The organism is Allobosea sp. P1_B10, from assembly GCF_056406735.1.
This window is the reverse complement of the sequence record NZ_JBFTZP010000009.1, coordinates 17,822-37,623: the sequence shown is the minus strand read 5'-3', so window position 1 is coordinate 37,623 and position 19,802 is coordinate 17,822. Positions and strand designations below refer to the sequence as shown.

Annotated in this window: 26 protein-coding genes; all 26 read right to left on the bottom strand. The window is 66.9% G+C overall.

Annotated features, from left to right (window positions below; genetic code table 11):
- Window positions 1-6: 6 nt before the first annotated feature.
- The 26 genes from AC1D2L_RS18600 to AC1D2L_RS18475 all read right to left on the bottom strand — a co-directional run bounded on the left by AC1D2L_RS18600 (window position 7) and on the right by AC1D2L_RS18475 (window position 19,508).
- Window positions 7-639: a phage tail protein I gene (locus tag AC1D2L_RS18600; RefSeq protein WP_476847383.1), complete on the bottom strand. Its 633-nt coding sequence runs from the start codon at window positions 637-639 to the stop codon at window positions 7-9.
- 160 nt (window positions 640-799) lie between these two features.
- Window positions 800-1,726 (bottom strand): baseplate assembly protein, encoded by a 927-nt coding sequence (locus AC1D2L_RS18595; protein ID WP_476847382.1) that lies wholly within the window; start codon window positions 1,724-1,726, stop codon window positions 800-802.
- The gene (locus tag AC1D2L_RS18590; protein ID WP_476847381.1) at window positions 1,723-2,124 is read right to left on the bottom strand and encodes a GPW/gp25 family protein; all 402 of its coding nucleotides are present in this window, start codon (window positions 2,122-2,124) and stop codon (window positions 1,723-1,725) included. Before AC1D2L_RS18590 ends, AC1D2L_RS18595 begins: the two co-directional genes overlap by 4 nt.
- A gap of 7 nt (window positions 2,125-2,131) precedes the next feature.
- Window positions 2,132-2,287 carry a hypothetical protein gene (locus AC1D2L_RS18585; RefSeq protein WP_476847380.1) on the bottom strand — a complete coding sequence of 52 codons (156 nt, stop codon included), beginning with the start codon at window positions 2,285-2,287 and terminating at the stop codon, window positions 2,132-2,134.
- An 11-nt stretch (window positions 2,288-2,298) separates the two neighbouring features.
- Window positions 2,299-2,571, bottom strand: a complete 273-nt coding sequence (locus AC1D2L_RS18580) for a PAAR domain-containing protein (RefSeq protein WP_476847379.1) — start codon at window positions 2,569-2,571, stop codon at window positions 2,299-2,301.
- A complete protein-coding gene (locus AC1D2L_RS18575; protein ID WP_476847378.1) occupies window positions 2,571-3,050 on the bottom strand; it encodes a baseplate assembly protein in 480 nt (159 codons plus the stop codon). Before AC1D2L_RS18575 ends, AC1D2L_RS18580 begins: the two co-directional genes overlap by 1 nt.
- Complete coding sequence (locus AC1D2L_RS18570) at window positions 3,047-3,811, bottom strand: hypothetical protein (RefSeq protein ID WP_476847377.1); 765 nt, start codon at window positions 3,809-3,811, stop codon at window positions 3,047-3,049. Before AC1D2L_RS18570 ends, AC1D2L_RS18575 begins: the two co-directional genes overlap by 4 nt.
- Before the next feature lie 2 nt (window positions 3,812-3,813).
- Window positions 3,814-4,170 carry a hypothetical protein gene (locus AC1D2L_RS18565; RefSeq protein ID WP_476847376.1) on the bottom strand — a complete coding sequence of 119 codons (357 nt, stop codon included), beginning with the start codon at window positions 4,168-4,170 and terminating at the stop codon, window positions 3,814-3,816.
- Between the two features lie 60 nt (window positions 4,171-4,230).
- A complete protein-coding gene (locus tag AC1D2L_RS18560) occupies window positions 4,231-4,554 on the bottom strand; it encodes a hypothetical protein (protein WP_476847375.1) in 324 nt (107 codons plus the stop codon).
- A gap of 72 nt (window positions 4,555-4,626) precedes the next feature.
- Entirely contained in the window at window positions 4,627-5,685 is a 1,059-nt protein-coding gene (locus AC1D2L_RS18555) for a major capsid protein (RefSeq protein ID WP_476847374.1), read from the bottom strand.
- A gap of 30 nt (window positions 5,686-5,715) precedes the next feature.
- The gene (locus AC1D2L_RS18550) at window positions 5,716-6,117 is read right to left on the bottom strand and encodes a head decoration protein (RefSeq protein WP_476847373.1); all 402 of its coding nucleotides are present in this window, start codon (window positions 6,115-6,117) and stop codon (window positions 5,716-5,718) included.
- 26 nt (window positions 6,118-6,143) lie between these two features.
- Window positions 6,144-7,211: a head maturation protease, ClpP-related gene (locus AC1D2L_RS18545; RefSeq protein ID WP_476847372.1), complete on the bottom strand. Its 1,068-nt coding sequence runs from the start codon at window positions 7,209-7,211 to the stop codon at window positions 6,144-6,146.
- Between the two features lie 8 nt (window positions 7,212-7,219).
- Window positions 7,220-7,456 (bottom strand): hypothetical protein, encoded by a 237-nt coding sequence (locus AC1D2L_RS18540; RefSeq protein ID WP_476847371.1) that lies wholly within the window; start codon window positions 7,454-7,456, stop codon window positions 7,220-7,222.
- Entirely contained in the window at window positions 7,453-9,087 is a 1,635-nt protein-coding gene (locus tag AC1D2L_RS18535) for a phage portal protein (RefSeq protein ID WP_476847370.1), read from the bottom strand. The genes AC1D2L_RS18540 and AC1D2L_RS18535 overlap by 4 nt, the downstream gene beginning before the upstream one ends.
- On the bottom strand, window positions 9,069-11,165 hold the full coding sequence (locus tag AC1D2L_RS18530; RefSeq protein WP_476847369.1) for a terminase gpA endonuclease subunit: 2,097 nt from the start codon (window positions 11,163-11,165) through the stop codon (window positions 9,069-9,071). Before AC1D2L_RS18530 ends, AC1D2L_RS18535 begins: the two co-directional genes overlap by 19 nt.
- Entirely contained in the window at window positions 11,162-11,806 is a 645-nt protein-coding gene (locus AC1D2L_RS18525) for a hypothetical protein (RefSeq protein WP_476847368.1), read from the bottom strand. The genes AC1D2L_RS18530 and AC1D2L_RS18525 overlap by 4 nt, the downstream gene beginning before the upstream one ends.
- A 164-nt stretch (window positions 11,807-11,970) precedes the next feature.
- Entirely contained in the window at window positions 11,971-12,531 is a 561-nt protein-coding gene (locus tag AC1D2L_RS18520; protein ID WP_476847367.1) for a hypothetical protein, read from the bottom strand.
- A 98-nt stretch (window positions 12,532-12,629) separates the two neighbouring features.
- A complete protein-coding gene (locus AC1D2L_RS18515; RefSeq protein WP_476847366.1) occupies window positions 12,630-13,436 on the bottom strand; it encodes a hypothetical protein in 807 nt (268 codons plus the stop codon).
- Between the two features lie 373 nt (window positions 13,437-13,809).
- Window positions 13,810-15,540 carry a DNA primase family protein gene (locus tag AC1D2L_RS18510; RefSeq protein ID WP_476847365.1) on the bottom strand — a complete coding sequence of 577 codons (1,731 nt, stop codon included), beginning with the start codon at window positions 15,538-15,540 and terminating at the stop codon, window positions 13,810-13,812.
- A complete protein-coding gene (locus AC1D2L_RS18505) occupies window positions 15,537-16,349 on the bottom strand; it encodes a hypothetical protein (protein ID WP_476847364.1) in 813 nt (270 codons plus the stop codon). Before AC1D2L_RS18505 ends, AC1D2L_RS18510 begins: the two co-directional genes overlap by 4 nt.
- Window positions 16,346-17,536 (bottom strand): DUF7146 domain-containing protein, encoded by a 1,191-nt coding sequence (locus tag AC1D2L_RS18500; protein ID WP_476847363.1) that lies wholly within the window; start codon window positions 17,534-17,536, stop codon window positions 16,346-16,348. Before AC1D2L_RS18500 ends, AC1D2L_RS18505 begins: the two co-directional genes overlap by 4 nt.
- Window positions 17,533-17,859, bottom strand: coding sequence for a hypothetical protein (locus tag AC1D2L_RS18495; protein ID WP_476847362.1), 327 nt, complete (start codon window positions 17,857-17,859; stop codon window positions 17,533-17,535). The genes AC1D2L_RS18500 and AC1D2L_RS18495 overlap by 4 nt, the downstream gene beginning before the upstream one ends.
- Window positions 17,856-18,551 (bottom strand): DNA methyltransferase, encoded by a 696-nt coding sequence (locus AC1D2L_RS18490; protein ID WP_476847361.1) that lies wholly within the window; start codon window positions 18,549-18,551, stop codon window positions 17,856-17,858. Before AC1D2L_RS18490 ends, AC1D2L_RS18495 begins: the two co-directional genes overlap by 4 nt.
- On the bottom strand, window positions 18,548-18,757 hold the full coding sequence (locus AC1D2L_RS18485) for a hypothetical protein (RefSeq protein ID WP_476847360.1): 210 nt from the start codon (window positions 18,755-18,757) through the stop codon (window positions 18,548-18,550). The genes AC1D2L_RS18490 and AC1D2L_RS18485 overlap by 4 nt, the downstream gene beginning before the upstream one ends.
- Window positions 18,754-19,005 carry a hypothetical protein gene (locus AC1D2L_RS18480; RefSeq protein WP_476847359.1) on the bottom strand — a complete coding sequence of 84 codons (252 nt, stop codon included), beginning with the start codon at window positions 19,003-19,005 and terminating at the stop codon, window positions 18,754-18,756. The genes AC1D2L_RS18485 and AC1D2L_RS18480 overlap by 4 nt, the downstream gene beginning before the upstream one ends.
- The gene (locus AC1D2L_RS18475; RefSeq protein ID WP_476847358.1) at window positions 19,005-19,508 is read right to left on the bottom strand and encodes a phage regulatory CII family protein; all 504 of its coding nucleotides are present in this window, start codon (window positions 19,506-19,508) and stop codon (window positions 19,005-19,007) included. Before AC1D2L_RS18475 ends, AC1D2L_RS18480 begins: the two co-directional genes overlap by 1 nt.
- Window positions 19,509-19,802: the final 294 nt, after the last annotated feature.

Below are 19,802 nucleotides of genomic sequence, written 5' to 3'. Positions count from 1 at the left end.
GCGACCTCAGAGACGGGTTCGATTGAGATAGGCGCCGAGCAGAACTTCGTCGGCGAGCGGAATGTTGTCCTCGAGGCGCCATTGCCGCTTGTGGCCGAAATCGACGCGGTATTCGGCCTCCGGGGCCTTGGCGACACGCAGAGCCGCGAGCACGCGTGCAAACGGCTCTCGGCTTGGTGCCTTCAGCCGCGCCCGGCCGATCACGGCGCGCCCCATGACGAAAGCCCGGGGCGGCGTCGTCGTCTCAACCTTGATGAGGTGTCGCGCCGAAAAGGGGCGGTGACCGATGGGCGTGCTCTGGATCAGCGATCGCCCGATCACAAAGCGCTCAGGATGCGAGATGATGTGCAGCAGTTGAGCATCGACATAGTCCAAGAAGCCGAGCGTGCCGGCGCGCGTGCCCTTCAGCCGGGCCAGGCGGATCGCGTTGGCGATCATCTGGCGCTTGCGCGGTACCGACCAGTCGGAAAACCACAGATCGACAGAATAATGCGCCGCCAGGAAGGGCAGGAAGCGCTCCGGCGTGGTCGCCGGGTCCATGATCTCTCCGAACGGGACCGGCAGTGCATCGGTCATCGCTTCCGCGATCGCGCGCTCGAAGGCCGCGCTGTTGCTGGGCAGCAGGGTGGCGACGGTCATGGCAGATCGACCGTTGTGCCTGCCCGACGCAGTCGATTCGACCGGCCCAGAAGCCTCTGCGTATCCTCGATGTCCCGTTTCAACTTCGCCAGGATCTTGGCCTTCGGGAAGCAGGACAGCCGCCGGCCCCGATCCCTGAGATCCCGATGAAGCGTGGCTTTCACGACCGAACCTCGTAGGTCACTGTGACCGCGGTGCAGACCGGCACCTTGTAGGGATGCGCCGGGATCACCACGGGCGCGAGATCCTCGACCGCAATGATATTCGAGCCATAAGCGGCGCCGATCATCAGCGCCGGCGGGATCTCGCCGCCGACGACGGTGCGGGCAGCGCTGGCCGCAAGAACCCTGGCTTCAGCCTCGTCGATAAGCAGGGTACCGTCAGGCCCCGGGGGAATGACCAGGCGCAGCGAGATCTGATACTCGACCCGCTCGGCTGCGAGGATCGTGAGGCTGACAGCCTCCGGCTTGACCGAGGTGCTGCGGAGCGCGGCCGAGACGAGCGCGTATTCGGGCCCTGTCGGCGCCCGCCCGCCGGGGCCCGTGATGATGACGTGAACGTCGCCGCGCCGGCCGTGGACGCCGAAGCCGAGTACGCTGGCGTCGCCCATCTGCGGCCAGGTGGTCCAAGCCTCGTAGAGGTAGCGGTCGCGGCTACCGGCAGCGGGCCTGTCGAAAGCGAGCAGGTAGCGGCGCAGCAGCGCCTCGTCGCTCTCCATCACGGCGGGTGTGCCGGCAGCGGGGTCGGCCGGCGTGATCGTCAGGCGTTCGACATTCGCGCCAGCAACGACATTGTCGAGGTCGAGGCCCTTCGCCAGCGGCGCCAGTAGCGACTTGATCGCGTCGTTGACGCGGGCGCGGTCAAGCAGGCGCAGATAGGACCAGGCTTGTCCGAGGATCGCAGCCGGATCAGTCTCTAATCCGCCGACGTCGTAGGCCGGCAGGGTCGGATCGCGGAGGCGCTCGGCGTCCCAGGCGGCCTGGAACCGCGCCATGAAGGCTGCGCGCAGCGTCTTATAGTCAAGCGGCTCGATCGCGTTCGGCGCAGCCAGGCGCGACAGGTCGATCGCAGTAGGGGCATAGGTCATGCGGCGACCCCGATCAGGCTGACCTCGGCCTGGCCGAAGCGAATGCGACGAACACCTTCCGGTGTCGGGTCGCCGAGATGCGCGCGGGGCCGGTACTCACCCTCGACGGCGAAGGCGAAGCGGCCAAGCCGGATATCCTCAACGCTCGTGCGCACCGGAATGACGCGCACGATCTTGAAGCGCGGCTCCCAGATCTCGACCGCCAGGCAATAGACCGCGAAGAAGCGGACGACGTGGTCAGCGGTCAGCATCCGCCCAAGCAGGGTGAAGGCCGACGAGCCAAAATGCCGGCGCATGACGCGCTCGCCGAGCCGGGTCGTCATGATCAGGTTGATGCTCTGCACCACATGGGCAAAGCCGGCGAGAGGCTTGCCTGTATGGCGGTCGATGCCGGCCACCGGCGTCTCAGCGCTTGGTCTTCTTGACGAGCTCGAGCTCGCCGAGGTCGAGGTAGTAGGCCGCCTGTTGCGGTGTCATCTCCAGTACCTGGCCGATGACAACGCGCTCGCCGTTGACCCGGGGGCCGGCTTTTGCGGTGACGCGGTACGAAAGCTTTTCCATGGCCTGTCCTCTCAGTCGATGATCTGCAACCAGGCGCGCCCGGTCGTGACGTGCCCGCAATTGGCGGCGTGGCCTTCCCGGCAAACCGGGGTGCCGTTGATGGTCAACCAGGCGCAGCCCTCGGCCATGATCGGGCCAGTGTGAGGCGGGAACGGCGGGCCGTGCGGCGTGACGGGGTCGCCAAGCAGCACGACGGGCTCGCCCTCGGCCGTGACGAAGTCCTGCCCGCCGGCAAGCTGGGCGCCGCCGGCGGAATCGAGCGCGCGGACTGCGATGCCGGGCATCAGCCCTTCACCAATTCTATCGCCGCGGCCTTCTGGCGGATCTTGCCGGAGCTAATTTCGAATTCAGTTCCGCCCACCGTGATCTTCAGCTTTCCGTCGGCGATCTCGACCCGGACATCCTTGAAGGTGAAGACGTTCTCGTCGAGGTTCGAACTCGGCGCCGGGTTCTGGTCGGAGAAGCCGCCGCGCACCAGGAACCCCTGGCGGGAATCGCCGCCAGGATTGATCGCGGTAACGATCTGACCCTTGGTCAGCGGGATCGAGGTCTTGACGCCGCCGCCCGATTCCGGGTGCGGATACCAGGGCGAGAGGATGGTCTTACCCTGGTCGTCCTTGCCCCAGTTGAGGCGATAGCCCTTGCTGCCGTCGCGCTCTTCGACAGTGCCGGTGCGCACCATGTTGCGCATCAGCGTGCGGGTCTCCGCGAGCTGCACCTTGAGTTCGGCGACGACCTCGAGGAGATCGTGAAGGTCGCTCATGGCGCCACCTCGACCGTGATGTGGTCCGCCTCGATCGTCGCTGCGACGAGATCGGCCGGCGCTTCGCCGGGCAGTTGGGGACCCAGCCCGACGGCGAACTGGCCCGAGCGGGTCCAGCCCATGGCGGCCTGCAGCTTGCGCCAGTTCGGCAGAGCCTCGCCCATGATCTCTGCCGCGAGCTTGGGGGCCAGCGGCGCCAGGATCGTATCGGCCTCCATGGCCGCGACGAGGTCGCCCCAGATCTCTGATGGCGCCTCGCCGAACGCCGGTTCGCACAGCGTGTCGCAGGTGATGACGATCTGCCGGGCCGCATAGCGCGGCTTGGTCTCCGCGCCGCGCTTGCTGGTGAAGCGCTTGTCACCGGGCGTCAGCGCGCGAAAGAGCTCGGCGAAGGGCCGGTCATCGGCCTGGATCACGCGCATGACCTGGCGCCCAATGAAGTTGACGACGGTCTCGAAGCCATCATCCGTCGCCGGGATGACCAACTGGTAATCGGGGGCATCGGGCGGGCCGACATTTTCGACCGAGGCGACCACGATCTCGATGACGACATCGAGCTTGCGCGGCGCGTCGGTGAAGGCGTGGCCGGAGACCTCGCCGCTGTCATCGTCGGTCGAAACCACGATGAAGGGGCGGGCATCATCGCTGAGCAGCGCATCGAGCGCAGCCACGGCCGAATCGTGGACGCGATCCTCGGCATAGGTCTTGTCGAGCAGCGCCCGCCACAGGCAGGTGCGCACCGCAAAGGCGACGAGGCTCATGGTCAGGCTTCTCGGGTCAGCGGCAGGAGGATCTGGCCAGTTGAATAGGATTGCGGCGCGAGCGCCGACCAGCGCGGCCAGATGTCCGCTGCCGGCTCCAGCAGTATGATCAGGTCACCCTGCCGCAGCGCAAAACCCAGCTTGAGCGCTTCCACTGGGGAGAGGGTCAGGCTGGCCTCGGCTCCCTCGAGCACCGTGAAGCCGCCAAGGTCGGTACCACGACGCTGGCCCTCGAGCTCGATCTGCTTTGGCTTGATGCGGAAGCGGCCGACCAGATCGGTAACCGGCCGGCTGTCGTCGCTGGCAAGCGGCCGCTTGGGCAAGGCAACCCGCGGCGAGATCCGCACGGGCTCGCCCATCAGCCGATCCACGGCCCTCGCCGCGCGATTGCGATGGGCCGTGAATGCAGCAGGCATGGCTCAGACGGTGCCAGCTGGCGCCGGCTGCGAAGCGTCGCCCAGCAGGTTGGGACCGCCGGTCGATGGCTGGCTGCTCCCCTTGGTGTCGACGGTCCTGGCCGGTTTCGCAGACTCGGCGGCCTTGAACTCGGCCATCTCGGCCCTGGTCGGCTTGCGGACGGCGCCGGCCGCCTCGAAGATTTCGAAATCCTCGTCGCTGCAGTCGAAGATGGTGCCCGGAAGCTTGTCCTCGAGCACGGCCGGCGTGACGGTCTTGCCGTCGGGGCCGCGTTCACCGGGCTTTGTACAAATTGTCACGGTGTTGATCGCAAAGGCTTTCGCCATGATGCTGGTCCTCATGCAAACGGCCCCGCTTCAAGGCGAGGCCGTGCGATTGATGGAAATGCGGCGGAGACGTCAGGCGACGACCGTCGCCTTCAACGTGGCGTTGGGGTTGACCGGCACCATCAGCGGCGCCGACTGGGTCACGATCTGCTCGATCGCGACGTCGCCGGGCACGATGTAGTTGCGCGGGAAGATAGACAGAGCTTGGAACTGGGCGTGGATGTCCTGAATCGCGCCAAAGCAGCGATAGCCTTGGACCGACGGCCCCGACAGCACGATGTCCTTTGGCGACATGAACGGCGTCACCGTGCCGTCAACCGTATAGTAGTCGTTATAGACCCAGACTTCGATATTGCCGCCGAGCACGCCGACAAAACGGGCTTCACCGGGGGTGTAGATGCCGGTGGTCTGGAGGTTGACCACGTCGTTGCCGCGATACGTGGTGTTCATCGCCTCCTTGATCTCGGCATCCTTGCTCATCGGCGCCCAGGCAGAGGTGCCCACGGTCAGTCGCGTCGGCGCACCGCCGAACTCGGCTGCGTGCATGGTGTTGGCCCAGGACTGGATCAGCCCGAGGATCGAGACGCCATTGTCGCCCCAGCGCGCGCCCGAGCCGAGCACGACCGAGTGGCCGCCTGCGCGCCCGAAATCGACCAGGACGGCTGGATAGTCGCCATCGCCCTCAATCTTGACCCGGCCGTCGATTACGGCTTTGGCGGCAAGCCATTCCCAGCGGCGCTCGATGGCGACGCGGTGATAGGCCAGGATATCGGCCTTGATCGCGTCATAACGCTGCATCGGCGAAATCTGGTCGGGCGAGAGCAGCGTGCCAGGCCTGCGGGTCAGGGCGCGGTTGGGCGTGATCGGATCGGACGGCTTGACGTAGGCCGGCTTGAAGCGCGCGACCTTGCCGCCGTCCTGGTAGATCGGGCGGCCCTGGGCGAGCGGGGCGACGAAGGGCGCGAGCTTGCGGCCGACACGCGGGATCTTCTCGAAGTCGATATACTCGTCGGTCGACGAGATCTCGTTGGGGAAGAGCAGGTTCAGCCAGTAATTGGGGACCTGATCGGTCTCGCGATAGACGCCGAGCAGGGTGTGAGTGTCCCAGAGTTCGTATTTCTCGAAGGCCATGGCGGCTTTGTCCTCTGCTGAGCGCCGGCGTCAGAGACGCTTGCGGATGACGATGTTGGTGGGGGTGGGCGAGCCGCGGAAGGCAGCCGCCTTCTTGGCGTCGCTGTCGTAATCGGCGTGCCAGACCAGTGCTGCCGGATTGAAGTTGCCGGCGCGGTAGATCGCGGCGCGCGTGGTCTCGCCCGAGGCGGTTTTGGCCGCCATGGTCAGCACACCCAGCGGCACAACTGCCGTCGAGGTGGTCTTGGCCATGGCGAGGTTGCCGTCGGCATCGAGGCCGACGACGCTGAAGGCAGCGAGATCGCTGCTCGCCTTGACCGGGAAATCCTCGGTCACGGGAAGCGGAATCGCGGCGTTGAACAGCTCCTGGCTGGTGAAGCTGTCGCCGACCTCGAAACCGGCAATGCCGCTCTGATAGGGGATCGTCGTCATGGATGCGGGTCTCCTCTGCTGGCCGATCAGGCCTTTTTGGCGGGAGCACCGGTGACGGTGCGGTAGTTGGCGAGGATGCGGGAGGCGGCATCCTCCTTGCCGGCGCCGGTGGGCGCGGGAGCGGCGAGCCCGGCCGCAGCGCGGGCACGTTCATCGGCATAGCTCTGGGCGTCGGGCTCCGTCGGCGCGACCGGCGCGGCCGTCGCTTGCGGCGAGACTGCCAGCGTGGCCCTGGCGGCGTCGACCGTCATGCCGGTCATGTAGAGATGGTCGGCTAGCGCCTCGCGGCCCTTGGTCTCGTCCAGCGCCATGATGGCGCCGCGACGCTCGCGGTCGGCGGTCACGGCTTGCGTGGCCGCATCGGCGCGGATCTTGTCGAGGTCGGCGGGCTTGTCGTCCGCCCTGGTCTTGTCGCTCATCAGGGGCTCCTGGGTTCGAGCGGTGGGAGCGGCGGACGCCGCCTGGAGCTTCTGCCTCGTCCAGCCCTGCCGGTCGGCAAGAGCGAGGACCGGAGCAGGCGCATTGGCATAGCTGCGGTAGGCGAAGGCCGTGGGGTCGGCGCGCTCAGGCGCCGGCGCCGTCCCGACCGCGTCGGCAAATCCTGACTCGACGGCCTGGTCGGCTGTGAACCAGGTCTCGGCCTTCATCAGTGCGCGCATGTCCGCCACCGGCTTGCCCGTTCGGTCGGCGTAGATCGCCGCATAGGAATCGCTGATCGCGTCGAGTTCGGAGATCGCGCGGCGCATGTCGGAGACATCGCCGAAGACGATCGTCGAGGTGTCGTGGATCATCATCACGGCGCCCAGCGCCATGGTGAGCTTGGTGCCGGCAACTGCAATGACGCTCGCAGCCGAGGCCGCAATGCCCTCGACCACGATTTCGACCTGGCCCTTGTGGCCGGCGAGCGCTGCGTGGATCGCGCAGCCCTCAGTGGCGATGCCACCCCCGGAGTTGAGGCGCACGACGATGTCCGCGTCGCGCCCGAGCCGGGCCAGGGCACCCGAGACCTCGGCTGCCGTGAAGCCGTCGTCAAACCAGTAGCCACCGACCGTGCCCGTCAAGACGAGCTCGTTGCCATCGACCAGAACTGTCATGCTGAACCTCAGTAGGGCCGAAAAGCCGCCCGTTTGGCGAAGCGCGTGCGCTTCGGGGTCTGGCCGATCTGGATCGCGCAGGCGCGGTCGAGATCGGCGATCAGGCGCTCGAGGCGTTCGGGATCGCCCTTGTGAAAGCGCACCTCATCCTCGCCGAAGCGCGTGAGTGCGACCGCCTCGCCCGAGACCAGCGCGGTCAGGAGCTCGCGCAGGCGGGTGGCCTCCAAGCAGGGATCGAGGCTCATGCTGTTTCCCGCGCGCCGCGCTGGCCTGGCTCCGCGTCCGCCTCACCAGCCTCGCCCTGACTGCCGCCCTGGACCCGCTCAAACGGGTTGGGCAGACCGCGCTCGGTCAGGATCGCCATCTCCTCGGCGCGCTTGGCGATGACGTCGTTGGAGTCGAGGCCGAGCTCGGCACATTCGTATTCGAGCGTGGTCGTGCCGTTCTGCAGGCGCTCGCTGGCGGCCTTCGCCGACTTGCCGTCATCGGCCGTCGGCTTGGCCGGGCCCTGCCATTCGGCCCAGCAGATCGCGTCGCGGTGCGCCATGAAGGCCGCATGCCCCCCTCGCAGGGGAATGCGGCCCTCGCCGATCTCCTCGTCGAGCCAGCTCTCGTAAAGCGCCTGGGCGATCGGGCCGGCGATGCGCTCGCGCCGGCGCATCACCACGGGCCAGATCGAGGACGTGGCCATTCGGGTGCTCGAATAGGTGGCGCCGCTATAGTCGAGCGTGAAGCTTTCGGCCGTGATGCCAAGGCAACGCGCCATCTCGCGGCGCAGATCGGCGGAGAACGGCAGATAGGTCGAGCCCGGTGTCGCCGCCGTCAGCAGTTCGAGCTTTTCGCCGGGCGCCAGGTGGCTGACCCGCGAGCCGTCGATCGCGATCGTGCTTGTCTTGGCCTGTTCGAGCGCGTTCGCATAATAGCCGAGGAAGTCGTCCTTCAGCTCGGAATCATCGTCGAGTGCCTCGATCGCCTGGAACGCGTCCTGGCTCGGTTCGGCCGAGGTCAGGGTGGCGGCGAACACCGTCTGCAGGATGGCGGTGGCGAGCGTGGCGTCGTTGAGCTTCTCGGCATGGGCATGGGTGCGCATTGCGGCTGCGATCGGCGAGACGCCGCGTACATCCGACCCGTCCCAGGGGTCGAAGGCGTGCACGAGAAGCTGGCGCCCTGCCCTGTCGCGCGTGGGATGATCTCGGGTGACATGCAGACCGGCCTCGCGATGGCGCAGCCGATAGGCAACCGGGCGGCCATTGGCGTCATGACTGACACCTGAATACAGCCCCTCGATCTCGTTGGTATCCGCCACCAGCCGGGTCGGCGTCACCATCAGCAGTTTCGATCCGCTGGCGATGCCGTAGCGCCGGCGCTCGGCCGGTCCCATGAACTCGATCAAGCCGAGCGCTTCGCCATAAGCGACGTGGTGGCGAAGCGCGATATCGAGCAGCTGCGGCAGGGCGAACTTGCCTCGATAGTCGCACTCCGCCTGATTCCATGCGTAGCGGCGCCAGCGAGCTTCGACCATCCGGGCAAAGGCGTTGGTCTCCTGCGCGTCATAGCTCAGCGCCGCCATGTCGGGCTTGGCGCGCAGCTTGAGTTCGTTGCCGATGGTGTCGGCGATGATCTGGTCGACCGCCCCCTTCAAACGACCCGAGTTCTGGATGAAGTCGACGGCGAGCGCAGCGATCCGGCCCCACGCGCGGCGCGTATCCTCGCGACTTTCGACCAGCGCGGCGGAGCGCATCGAGAGCGCGCCATCGGGCGCGTCGCGCAGCCAGCGCGCGGTTGGGCGCGGCGCGGGCGCAAGGCCTCCGGGATGCGCGGGAGCACTCCCCGCCTTGACCCTGAACCGCGGCTTGATCATCGGCGTTGTGCCCATTCCTGTTTCTTCGCGGCGCGTTCGGCCGGCGACAGCCGGCCTGTCTTGACGGCCAGCGGCCCGCTATCGGCCACAGCAAAAAGATCCTGCGCCTCGCCGCCGCCATGCAGATCGAGGATCAGGTCGTTCCAGCGCTCGACTGTCAGGCGGCGCTTGTGCTCGAGGTGCCAGGCCAGCGCAAAGGCGTAGACGGTGGCGTCGAACCAGTCGTTCTTGCGGTTGACTAGCTTGCGCCATTCGCGCCCGGCTCGGGGCGAGACCAGCCGCTTTTTCTTGGCGTTGCCGCCGGTCGGCTCGTCGGGATCGACCAATCGCTCGGCGGTGATCTCCTGCGCGAACTCTGCATCGCAGAGATCGGCGCTGAGATGCAGCGTGTTGCGCGGCCACGATCCCGCCGTGTCGGGGCCCAGGATCAGGTTGGCGAGGCCGGCCACGACCTCGGTCTTCACGTCGTAGAGACCGACGGGATAGAGCATCACCTTCGAGACCACGCGGCGCTGCGCATCCTTGATGTCGCGCTTCACCGGCGTGCCGAGCCAGGGCCTGCCCTGGTCATGGCGCCCGTCGAGCGCGTAGCAGTCCGGCCTGCCCGAACAGAAGCGATAGACCCGGTCCGTCGCGAAGCCGGAATCGACGCCCGACAGGTCGATGCCCTGCATGGTCCCCGACGGGGTCGGGTACTGCCGCCCCAGCGCATCGGCCAAGGCGATCCAGGGCGCATCGGTCTGGTCGGGCGCCCCCTCGAACACCTCGCGATCGACGAGCCAGCGCTGGCCCCGTGGACCGATGGCATAAACCAGCCATTTGATACCGTACCCCTGCACGTCGGCGGCCGAGACCAGCAGCGCGGTGCCGAGGGGTACGACACCGCGCGCATAGGTGGAGATCTGCACCGCTTCCGTCAGTCGCTCCCATTCGACGGCGACGCCGCCTGGATCATAGGGCTCGGCCAGATCCTGCTGGCAGAACACCCGCATCTTGGTCGCATCGCCCTCGGCGAGCTGGCTCTTGTCCCAGATCGCGCCGAGCCGTTCGCGCGGCGCATAGGCCGCCCAGAGATGGTAGCTCGGCTGCCAGTCACGGCAGCGCCCTTCGCAGGGCGGGCAGCGCCAGCGCGGCATCTCATCGGGCGCGATCGTCGCGGGCACGGCCTCCGCGCCATCGCGGACCCTGGTCGCAATCCATTCGCCAGCGCCGAGCAGGTCGCCCTTGTGTCCGTCGAGGATGGCGCCATCGCAGGACTGGCAACGCAGATGCGCCGGCAGACGCTTCTCGTCGTCGGGGCCGCGCAGCATCTCCGGCGTCAACGCCTGGCGCACGGCGCAATGCGGACAAGGCACGTAGAAATAGCGCCGGTCCCCGCCCTCAAAATCCTCCGTGATCGCGCACTCCCCCGCAATACCGGGGGTCGAGCCCTGCCATTCCTTGGCGAGGTCGCCATACATTTTCTGCCGCGCACGGGCCTGATCGCGCGGCGAGCCGCGGCCATCGACATCGGCGAGGTAACCGGTGACCTCGTCCATCGCCAGGTACTTGATCGAGACCATCTGCAGGCCCTTCGACGAGCCTGCGTTGACGATCTGACAAAAGCCGCCGGCGAACCTCTTGAAGGCGGTGGTCGAACCCTGCTCGTCGCGGCTCGACACCGGCGCCACGCGATGGGCAATGCGCGGGCTGGCGTCGATCGTCGGCTGCAGCTTGACCCGGTTGAACTTCGTCGCCTCGTCGAGCGTCGGCAGCACGATCATCATCGAGCCCGGCGCCTGGTCGACGATGTAGCCGAACCAGTTCTCGATCGCGGTCGACTTGCCAAGCTGGGCTGCCCAGCGCGCCGTCACCCGCCGCGCCGGATGATCAGGGTGCAGACAATCCTGCGGCTCGCGCAGATATGGAACCCGCTCGGTCCGGAACGGTCCCGGCCAGGGCGAACCCGATTCCTCCGAGACGACGCGGTAGCGGTCGGCCCATTCCGAAATCGTCAGGTCGTCGACCGGACGCGAAGCTGCGGCGAGGCCTCCAAACAGAACGGTACCGCCCTCCGGCAACGCCGGGAACGCCTCGCGAAAATCCTCGATCACGGCGCGGTGGCCTGGACGAGATCATCCTCCTGCGGCAGCCCGGCTTTGGGACGCTTCATCGCGTCGATCCGCGAGGTGATCTCACGATAAAAGACGTCCGTGCCCTTTCGCACAAAGCCTTTGAGGGCGACGCGCACCATGCGCTCGTCCCAGCCATATTTCAGCGAGAGGCCGGCTGCCTCCTGCTCGTAGGCGCGGTCGAAGGCGCTTTGCATCAAGGCGATCGCCTCGCGGCCGGCGCGATCAACCTCGCTGACGAGCGTCGTCTTCGCGACGCGCTCGGCCAGATCCATCTCGCGCAGCGCGGCATCAGCCTGGGCCTTGCGCGCCGCGCCATCCGACTGCGATCCGGCGAAACGGGTCGCCGGCTGGCCACCTTTGGGAGCGCTCGCTGGGCGGACCTCGCTGGGCATCGAGCGGATGCGGATGTTCTCGGCCCGATGCGCGACCAGCGCACCGAACTCGACCAGGTTGGACTTGCCATCGGGGCGCTTCGGCAGCGCCTCGCCATGCTGCTTGAGGTAGCGCGACAACGTCGACCGGTCGACCCGGTCCCCGGATGCGCTAAGCCGTGCCGCCGCGTCCGTTATCGAGACCCAGTCGTCCATCGTGCACCTGTCGTGCAGTGCACGTGTCGACACGTGCATCGCGTGTACCGCTTGCAGACCCGCTTACTGGGCAAGCGCCGCAAGCCATCTGCCCGTGGGCTTTTGCCGGGGCGCCGAACGGTCCCTAGACCGGGGGGAGGCCCGCGCCCGACGCATGCGGACTGACCTCGCCGGGTCGGACATGCGCCTGATGCAGATCAGTCCGCCCCGAAGGCGGCGCCGACGGCGCGGGTGATGGTGTCGAGCACGCCGCCCTGCCCCGCATTGAATGTCGCCGCTGTCTTGCCCGTGACCATCTCGGTCGGAATGAACAGCCCGGACCGGCCACCGACGATCGGCAGCCGGGCAGAGCCGGACCGCTGGAACACATGGCCACCCATGCCGAGCCCGACCCGCTTGGGGAATTTCCCGCCGCGGATGAAGCTGCCGGCATAGACATGCCTCGCATTCCAGGGCGCGGCGCTGACGCCGGCCTTGGTCTCGCGAGCCTTGAAGAACTTCAGGCGGACATCGCCACCTTGGGCAGCGATCTCATAGACGAGGCTGGCAGCGGATGCGCGGTGCTCGCGCTGCGCCTTCGCGATGACGCGCTTGGCCAGCCCCGTCTGCGCCGTCTCCGATGCGATCGTCTTGACGCGCAGGGCTGCGCCGCCGGCATTGAGCCCGTTGGCCATGAGGCCCGGCGCCTGCGCGCCCGCTTTGCGGATGCGGTCGCCGAACTGCTTCATGACGCCATCGAGCGAGACCGTGATTTGCATCGCGCTCTCCCCCGAACGGAAAACGCCGCCTCGGGAAACCGAAGCGGCGTCTGAACCTTTTGCGTTGTGCATGTGGTGCACCAAGCGACTGGCGCACGTCAACAACTATTTTCGAGCACCCTCACCTCCCACGGCCGAGCGGGCGTGAGCGGGGCGCCGAGTTGGTGCGAGAGCAACGCGCCAGGTTCGTTGAGGATCTCGACCAGCAGGCCCAGGGCGGCGTGCCAGACCTCGTATTCAGCCCGCTCGATTGCAGCCTGCGCAGGGTCGGGCGTGAGGATCGTCTTGCGGTATGCGTCCGCATAAGGGCGGCGTGTCCGAGGATTGCGCCCGTCCATCTCCCGCTGCTCTACGCGGCCGAGATGGTTGGTGATCTCCACCATCCGAAACCAGAGCGGCTTTCCGTTCGCGCTGACGAACCGCGCCTTCGGCACCTCGGCCTCCCAGCACGGCGTATCACCGAGGATGGCGTGCCGACGGATCAGCTCGGCCGGCTTAAAGCGCAGGCACCAGGTGCCATCCGCCGACGCGCTGGCGATGCGCGGCATGGCACGGCGCACCGCGTCCTGTTCCTCCTCCGGCGAGAGGCCAAGGCCGGCAAGCGGCGCCCAGTCAGCGGGAACACCGAAGTCCATCTTGCCGAGCTCGCTGATCGCCTTATGCGCGGCATAGGCATCCGGGTGCGGCGGCTCGCCATACCAGGCCGGCAGCGGCACGACGCCGTAGGAGTTCACCCGGCCGTCGCTGACGCATTCGGTCATCAGCTCGCCCTGGCGCGAGACCGCATCCCAGCCGCCGCCGAACGTCTCGGCGATCAGCGCCGCGCCCGTGCCCGGCGCCTCCGCCTTGGGCAGTTCCTCGCGATACACCCAGCGCAGGAAGGCTTCGATCCCGATGGTTTTCATGGCTCAATCTGCTCTTGCGAGGGTTGCGAGGGTTGAGCGAGGGTCAAAACCAACCCTCGCAAGCCTATTTTCCGTTATATTTCAATTACTTGATTTGATATCTGCGAGAGTTGCGAGGGTTGGGGTTGTGTATAGGCATTGTGAAAGCCTGCCTTTAAACACCCCGAAGCCCCCGAGTTTCATATGAGGCGCGAGAACCCTCGCAACCCTCGCAAAGCCCTATCTAACCCATTGCAGTAATTGCTTAATTCGCCACGCGAGGGTTGCCGCGAACCCTCGCTCAACCCTCGCAACCCTCGCAGCGTCAGACGCATACCGGCGCGCGAAATCACCCCTCCGCCAGCGCCCAGCGCATGAATGCGAGCATCACGCATCAGCGGTCATCCTCGCGGCGGGGGCTGCGGGGCTCTGGCCTGTCGGGCACATTGTGAAGCTGCAGGCCGAGGAAATGCCGGATGCGGCCGTCGACCTTGACGAAGCCCTTCTTGACCATGGTCTGGCTGAAGGCCTTCTCGCTCCACGGCTTCATCGCGTTGGCGAGACACCAGGTCTCGTAGGCCTCGTACAGCGTGCGCGAGGGCAGTTGCCTGGGCTCGTCGGGCGGCTCGGGCGGGGGCAGGCGCTTGACGCAGGCGTCGATGAAGCCCTGCACCTGGTCCATGTCGGCCCGATAGGCCTTTGTCGCCTCCTTGACCTCGAGAGGCTCGATCAGCCCCTCCTCGAGATAGGTCAGGGCGCCCTGGATCAGCCAGTTGAGGATGCCGGCACGCTCGGCCTCGAATTCGGCGAGCACATCCTCCATCTCGCGCCGCTCGGCATCGGCGATGGTCACGCCCCAGACGACGAGCGCGATACGTCGCCAGATGCCATGATCGACGCCGTCGATGCGCGGCCGGTCATTGCCCGACATGCTGGCCTTGAAGGCTGGCCGGAACTCGAAGAAGTTCCCGTAATTGTGCCGCACCATCATCGGCTCGCCGCCGGTCAGCGACTTCACCAGCGCCTCGCGCAGTGGCTCGCCGCGCGGCAGTTCCGAGATCCGCACCATGCGCGCGCCGGGCAGCTGAGCCAGATCCGGCGAGGCCTGCGCCCCAGCCCTTGCCTGCGTCCCGGTCAGCGATTCCGAGTTGAGCGAGCGCGCGTAGGCGCCAAACAGCCGCGCCAACGCCTCGATGAAGGTCGACTTGCCATTCGCGCCCTCACCATAGTGGAAGACGAGCTTTTGCGCGCCGATTACCCCGAGCAGCGAATAGCCGTAATAGACCTGCAGGAAGGCCTGCATCGCCCGTAAGGGCTGGAATTTGTCGAGGAAGGCGCTCCATCTCGGGTATTCGGCGTCGGGATCGAACGCGGCCGTCGCCAGCTTGGCCAGCCTGTCGTCGCGCTCATGCCCGCGCAGCCGCACCCGCCAGAACAGCGCAGGCTTCGCCGTATCGGCGGAATCGGGGTCGGCGACGCGCTCGAAGACCAGCGTCCCGTTCTCGACATTGACGAGATAGGGATCGGCGTCCATCGCGTCGACGCCGATCGTCAGATGCGGCGCCGCTTGCGTGATCATCTGGGAAATGCGGGCCCCGTTGCCGCAGGTCACAGAGAAGGCCCGCCGGCGACCGCGCCGGGTCATCCAGGCGCCCATCGCCTTCTTGCCCTCGGTGATCGCGCCCTCTTCCAGTTCGGTGCGGTCATCCTTGGCCACCCGTCGCGCCGCCGAGCCGGCCTCGATCTGCCTGCGCTCCTCGTCGGTCGGATAGATCGCCTCGGCCTCGATCGCGATGTTGCGTGCGGTCTTCTGCGCAAGCCGCAGCACCGCCTCCTGCCCGCCGACAGGCTCCCAGACGCGGCCGGTCCAGACGTGCCAGCCGACATCGCGCACGAAGGTCAGGTCGCGGCCATACCAGCTGATCAATCGCCGTCCATTGTCGGTGTCGTTGGGCAGCAGGGTCGCGAGGGCGATCAGCGCATCGAGATGCGCCCTGCCCCGATCCTCCTCGCGTGCATCACCAGCCTGCCCGTCCATCCGAGCGCGGGGCTGCGGGGCGGGGCCAGCTGCGGCAAGTGCGGAATCGACGATGTCCGCGATGCTGTCGTCTTCGTGCTCGCTCATGCTGCCCGCTCTTCGCAGAAGATGCCGCATTCGATGGCCATGGTTTTCAGGTCGCGGCCTTTAGCGTCTGCAGGAAGCTCATCAAGAAAGATGCGCTGCCCCCTAAACTTGACCAGGCGCACGCCAAGCTCGCGCGAAAGCTTGGCGCGGGCCTCAAAGACAGTGGGACGTGTGCGCCGAACCAAATTCCAATAGGTTGGGCTCTGCGACTTCACGCAGCCGATGCAGTTCGCGTTCGGGTAGCCCTCGGCATAGACGCGCGGAGGCTGCACTCCAGCAGCGATGAGCCGGTCCATGCAATCCTGCTTTGACAGTCCGGCCTCGATCAGAACGGGCAGGACATTGCTACGCTCGGTTAAGACGAACCGGTCGTGCCGGGCCTGCTCGTCTGCTGTGAACCCCAGTACGTGCCAATCGACACGGTTCCGGGTCTCGTAATCCTGACGGGCCTCCTTCTTCAGCGCCCGGGTGCACGGCGCGCCGAACGTGAAGACCATGGCACGCTCTTGGCGCCAGACATCCTCAGCCGATGCCGACGAAAATTTAGGGTTAGAGTGGCTGATAAGAGGCCTCCCTAGCCACGAAGCCACGTCGGCCCCAAAGCGCGGGTTGTCCTCATCTTCCTCTGCTACCGGGTTGTTGACTGCGCGCACGTCACAGCCGCGGCCATAACGCCGTATCGTCTCCTGCCAAGCGATCGCGCTGGCGGCTCCGTTGCTGAACCAAACAACGATCACATCACCTGGCTGTGGATCGAGCCGGTAGTCGAATAAGCTCGCAGTCGGTCGGGGTGATTTAGCGCTGCTCACGCCGTCCTCCGCAGAATGTCGTTGAAGTCGCGCCCGGCCGGGGCCATCGCGATCGCGATGCGGCGCCCAGGGCGGGCGTAACGGCGACGGGCACGCTCGAGCGTCTGCCTGGTCAGGAACGGATCGGAATCGCCGTCGCCCAGCAGCACCAAATCGGTGACGGCATCAGGCACAGCGATCGCCGGCTGGTCTGGGGCAGGCTCGTCACTGGGCACGCGCTGTGGGCGCCCGGCAGGCGTCTTTTGCGTCGGATGTGCCACGGTGCCGGCATGCGGCCCGCCAAGATTGCCGAGGTCGCCGGCCGCCCAGAACAGGTCGAGCGGGTCGCCCTTGCCGGCGCGGTGCAGGTCGGTGGCCACGGCAGCGACGGTCTCGATACCCTCGCCCAGGAACAGCCGCACCGAGCGGCCGACCTGCGCCCAGCGCTCGATCGCTCCGGCCGGCGGCTGCCGGATCTGGATATGCCCGCCCTTCTTGGAGCCTCGCATCTTTTTGGCCGGCAGGATCTCACCGGTCTCGGGGTCGGCGATCACAGCCTTGCCGGCGCCATCGGCGAGCAGATGCGTGATGTGCAGGCCGCAGGGCTTGCCCTGGTTGTCGAGGATCAGCGCCAGCTGCGCCGGCGTTTGCACCAGCAGGCGGGCCTGCTCGCGGCCGCGCTCGTCGATCACCTGCCCGTGGAAAAAGCCGACAGCGTCGGCCTCCCTGATCAGCGCGGTCGAAGGCAGCATCAGGCCGCGGCTGTCCCAGTAGCGCCGCAGCAGCGTGCCCGGCGCCCGTCCGGCATCCCAGATCCGCAGGCAGGTCTCGATCTCGCGGCGGCGATAGCCATCGGCCTCGGCCTTGTCCTTGGCCTCGCGCTCGCGCCGCTGCGCCGCCAGCCGGCCGGTTTCCTCCTGGGTCAGCACGCGCGGCCCGCCCAGGCGCTCGACAGCACCGCCAAAGTCGAGCCCCAGCACCTTGCGCACCAGTGCGATCGCGTCGCCGCCGGTGCAGCACACCGCGCACACCCAGCCCTCGGCCTTAACCTCGAAGCGGGTGGCGCGCTTGCCGCCGCCGCACATCGGGCAGGAGCCGACGAAACGCCCGCCGGAGTGGCGCAGATGCGAGCCCAGTTCCTGCGCCAGGCTGGCGAGGTCGACCCGGCCCTTCACATCGGCAATCTGCTCGTCGGAGAGTCGCGTCATGGCGAGACCTCGGCCAGGACGGCGTCGAGCACCGCGCCCGCCGCACCCTCGGGCTTGCCGGCCTCGTCGCGAGGCATCGCGCCGCCGAGTTCCTCCAGCGTGGCGCCATGTTGCAGGGCAATAGAGACCAGCGTCGCGATCTCGATGCCCGCGACGTGCAGCGCCGTTGTCAGCTTGTTACAGCCGATGAAGATCTCGAGCGGCTCGCTGCGCAGGCCATCGCTGAAGCCGATCGTCACGTCATAGTGCACGGTGTAGCTGCCGGGGTGCGGCACGCTGATCACCAGCCCCTCGCGTCGGCTGGGAAGACGTTGACGAGTCATAGGGGCATCGCCTCCTGAACGGGCCTGGCGATGGGGGCGAGAGCTAGGCGAGGCCGCCTCCGCTCGTCGGCTATGCGCCGGCAAGCGGCATCGAAGTAACGCGTGTCTCGCTCAATGCCGGTGAAACCCAACCCAGAGAGGACACAGGACACTCCTGTCGTCCCCGACCCCATGAAATGGTCGATCACGGTCGAGGTGCCCTTCGGCAGCTGCTGCAGCGCCCACGACATCACGCCGATTGGCTTCTGTGTCGGGTGATCACCGCGCATCTCGCCGTTGGCGCGAAGCATGCCATTCCAGAGATACTTTATGCGGCGCACCGCTTTTGGAAGGTTTGTCCACGCCAACTCGCAGTCAGCAAAGTCGTTGGCGCCGTTCAGCTTATCCCAAACCAGCCAGCACGATGTTGGCGGGCAATCATAGTAGTTGCCCCCGAAGATGATATTCCAACGTCCTGATGCGCGGACTAGGGCCAGCAGTTCGTTGCTGATTGGTTCGTTGTCCCATTCGTCATCGCCGTAGTCCTTCGCAACAGCGATATTGCCTCGGCTCGCATTTTTGCCCGCTGCCTCCCCGATGCCATAAGGCGAGTCCGTAACAACTGCGTCGTGGCGTGGCAGGCCAGCCAGCAGTTCCCGGCAATCCCCCAGATAGAGCGTTACGTCATCGGACTGGTGCTCAACGCGGCTCATCGTCCGCTCCCCCGAAACAGCGCCCGCTCGGCCGGGCTCCACAGGGCAGACGGCGCAGCGCGGCAGGCGACGATGTCATGCGCGGTGGCGAAGCGGATGCGCAGCACGATCGCGATCACGCGGGCGGAAAAGCCGAGCCGGGCCATGCCGCGCGCGGCGCTGCGCCGACGGCGGCCGACGCGCTCGATCAAGAAGCGGCGCCTCATGCCGCCCTCCGGCGAAGCTTCAGCTTCGGCAAGGGCGGGTGCGCTGCGAAGAGGTCGGCCAGCGCGTGCATGCCGGCAGCAGCGTGCTTCACCGGCACGCGGTCGCCGGCGCGGCGCAGCAGCGAAACCGCCCGGTCGGTGCTGCCGATATTGCGCAGCCTGTGGGCGGCGGCGGTGACCATGGACAGCCAATAGATGAGCTCGGGCGAAAGCTCCGGCAGCTGGCCGAGCGGATGGTTCGCAGCCATCACGCGCCCGCCTTCCTGGCGAGGTTCCTGGCGACTTCGCCGATCTCGCGCTGATGCGTCAGGATCTCGCTCAGGATGCCCTTGGCCTCGCCGGGCGTGACGACATCGTCTTCCATCGCCTCGGCCGCTTTGGAAACGAAGCGCGCATGGCTGCCGGTGGCGCGCATCACGCCGTGCATCAGGTCGGTCGTCCCGGCCTCGCCCTCGGCGTCGGAGATTGGCACCACCTGGTGGCCGGTCAGCGAAGCGAGCATGCGCGAGACGATTGGCTTGCCGAGCGCGCTCTCGAGCTGGAACACGACATCGAGCGGCGGCAGGTCGCGGTAGTTGTCGCCGCACCAGCGCGAGATCGCGCCGCGGGAATAGCCGGTCATCTGCTCGACACGCTCGGGCCCGGTCTGGCCCGGCGCATTGCAGGCGAGAACCAGGGCCCGGACCGAGGTTTTCATCAGGGTGATGAGGCCGTCGGACTGGCCAGCTTCAGGCAAAGGGGTGACGCTCACGAAAAATGCTCCTCTGCATTTTCGTAGGGAAAACGATGTCGATGAATGATGGTCGGCCCGTCAGATCACGGAGGCGGACCGCCATGGAGACACAGGCAGAGAAGTCGGCGAGACAGGCCAGGATTGCCGCAGCGCGAGAGCGCCTCGGCGAGGCGCTGGTCAAGCTGGCGTCGGCGAAGAGATTTGGTCACGAAACTACCTCCGCCGCTCGCGGTGACGTCTCGAGAAAGTCGGAGGCTGACAGCGCAACACCCATGCTCCCGGCCGCTGCCAAAAGCGTGACATGATGAGACT

Excerpts from the sequence above, each read along its gene's own strand:
- AC1D2L_RS18600 (WP_476847383.1), bottom strand. The coding sequence starts at position 639 with ATGACCGTCGCCACCCTGCTGCCCAGCAACAGCGCGGCCTTCGAGCGC.
- AC1D2L_RS18595 (WP_476847382.1), bottom strand. The coding sequence starts at position 1,726 with ATGACCTATGCCCCTACTGCGATCGACCTGTCGCGCCTGGCTGCGCCG.
- AC1D2L_RS18585 (WP_476847380.1), bottom strand. The coding sequence starts at position 2,287 with ATGGAAAAGCTTTCGTACCGCGTCACCGCAAAAGCCGGCCCCCGGGTC.
- AC1D2L_RS18580 (WP_476847379.1), bottom strand. The coding sequence starts at position 2,571 with ATGCCCGGCATCGCAGTCCGCGCGCTCGATTCCGCCGGCGGCGCCCAG.
- AC1D2L_RS18575 (WP_476847378.1), bottom strand. The coding sequence starts at position 3,050 with ATGAGCGACCTTCACGATCTCCTCGAGGTCGTCGCCGAACTCAAGGTG.
- AC1D2L_RS18570 (WP_476847377.1), bottom strand. The coding sequence starts at position 3,811 with ATGAGCCTCGTCGCCTTTGCGGTGCGCACCTGCCTGTGGCGGGCGCTG.
- AC1D2L_RS18565 (WP_476847376.1), bottom strand. The coding sequence starts at position 4,170 with ATGGGCGAGCCCGTGCGGATCTCGCCGCGGGTTGCCTTGCCCAAGCGG.
- AC1D2L_RS18560 (WP_476847375.1), bottom strand. The coding sequence starts at position 4,554 with ATGGCGAAAGCCTTTGCGATCAACACCGTGACAATTTGTACAAAGCCC.
- AC1D2L_RS18555 (WP_476847374.1), bottom strand. The coding sequence starts at position 5,685 with ATGGCCTTCGAGAAATACGAACTCTGGGACACTCACACCCTGCTCGGC.
- AC1D2L_RS18550 (WP_476847373.1), bottom strand. The coding sequence starts at position 6,117 with ATGACGACGATCCCCTATCAGAGCGGCATTGCCGGTTTCGAGGTCGGC.
- AC1D2L_RS18545 (WP_476847372.1), bottom strand. The coding sequence starts at position 7,211 with ATGACAGTTCTGGTCGATGGCAACGAGCTCGTCTTGACGGGCACGGTC.
- AC1D2L_RS18540 (WP_476847371.1), bottom strand. The coding sequence starts at position 7,456 with ATGAGCCTCGATCCCTGCTTGGAGGCCACCCGCCTGCGCGAGCTCCTG.
- AC1D2L_RS18535 (WP_476847370.1), bottom strand. The coding sequence starts at position 9,087 with ATGGGCACAACGCCGATGATCAAGCCGCGGTTCAGGGTCAAGGCGGGG.
- AC1D2L_RS18520 (WP_476847367.1), bottom strand. The coding sequence starts at position 12,531 with ATGCAAATCACGGTCTCGCTCGATGGCGTCATGAAGCAGTTCGGCGAC.
- AC1D2L_RS18515 (WP_476847366.1), bottom strand. The coding sequence starts at position 13,436 with ATGAAAACCATCGGGATCGAAGCCTTCCTGCGCTGGGTGTATCGCGAG.
- AC1D2L_RS18510 (WP_476847365.1), bottom strand. The coding sequence starts at position 15,540 with ATGAGCGAGCACGAAGACGACAGCATCGCGGACATCGTCGATTCCGCA.
- AC1D2L_RS18500 (WP_476847363.1), bottom strand. The coding sequence starts at position 17,536 with ATGACGCGACTCTCCGACGAGCAGATTGCCGATGTGAAGGGCCGGGTC.
- AC1D2L_RS18495 (WP_476847362.1), bottom strand. The coding sequence starts at position 17,859 with ATGACTCGTCAACGTCTTCCCAGCCGACGCGAGGGGCTGGTGATCAGC.
- AC1D2L_RS18490 (WP_476847361.1), bottom strand. The coding sequence starts at position 18,551 with ATGAGCCGCGTTGAGCACCAGTCCGATGACGTAACGCTCTATCTGGGG.
- AC1D2L_RS18485 (WP_476847360.1), bottom strand. The coding sequence starts at position 18,757 with ATGAGGCGCCGCTTCTTGATCGAGCGCGTCGGCCGCCGTCGGCGCAGC.
- AC1D2L_RS18480 (WP_476847359.1), bottom strand. The coding sequence starts at position 19,005 with ATGGCTGCGAACCATCCGCTCGGCCAGCTGCCGGAGCTTTCGCCCGAG.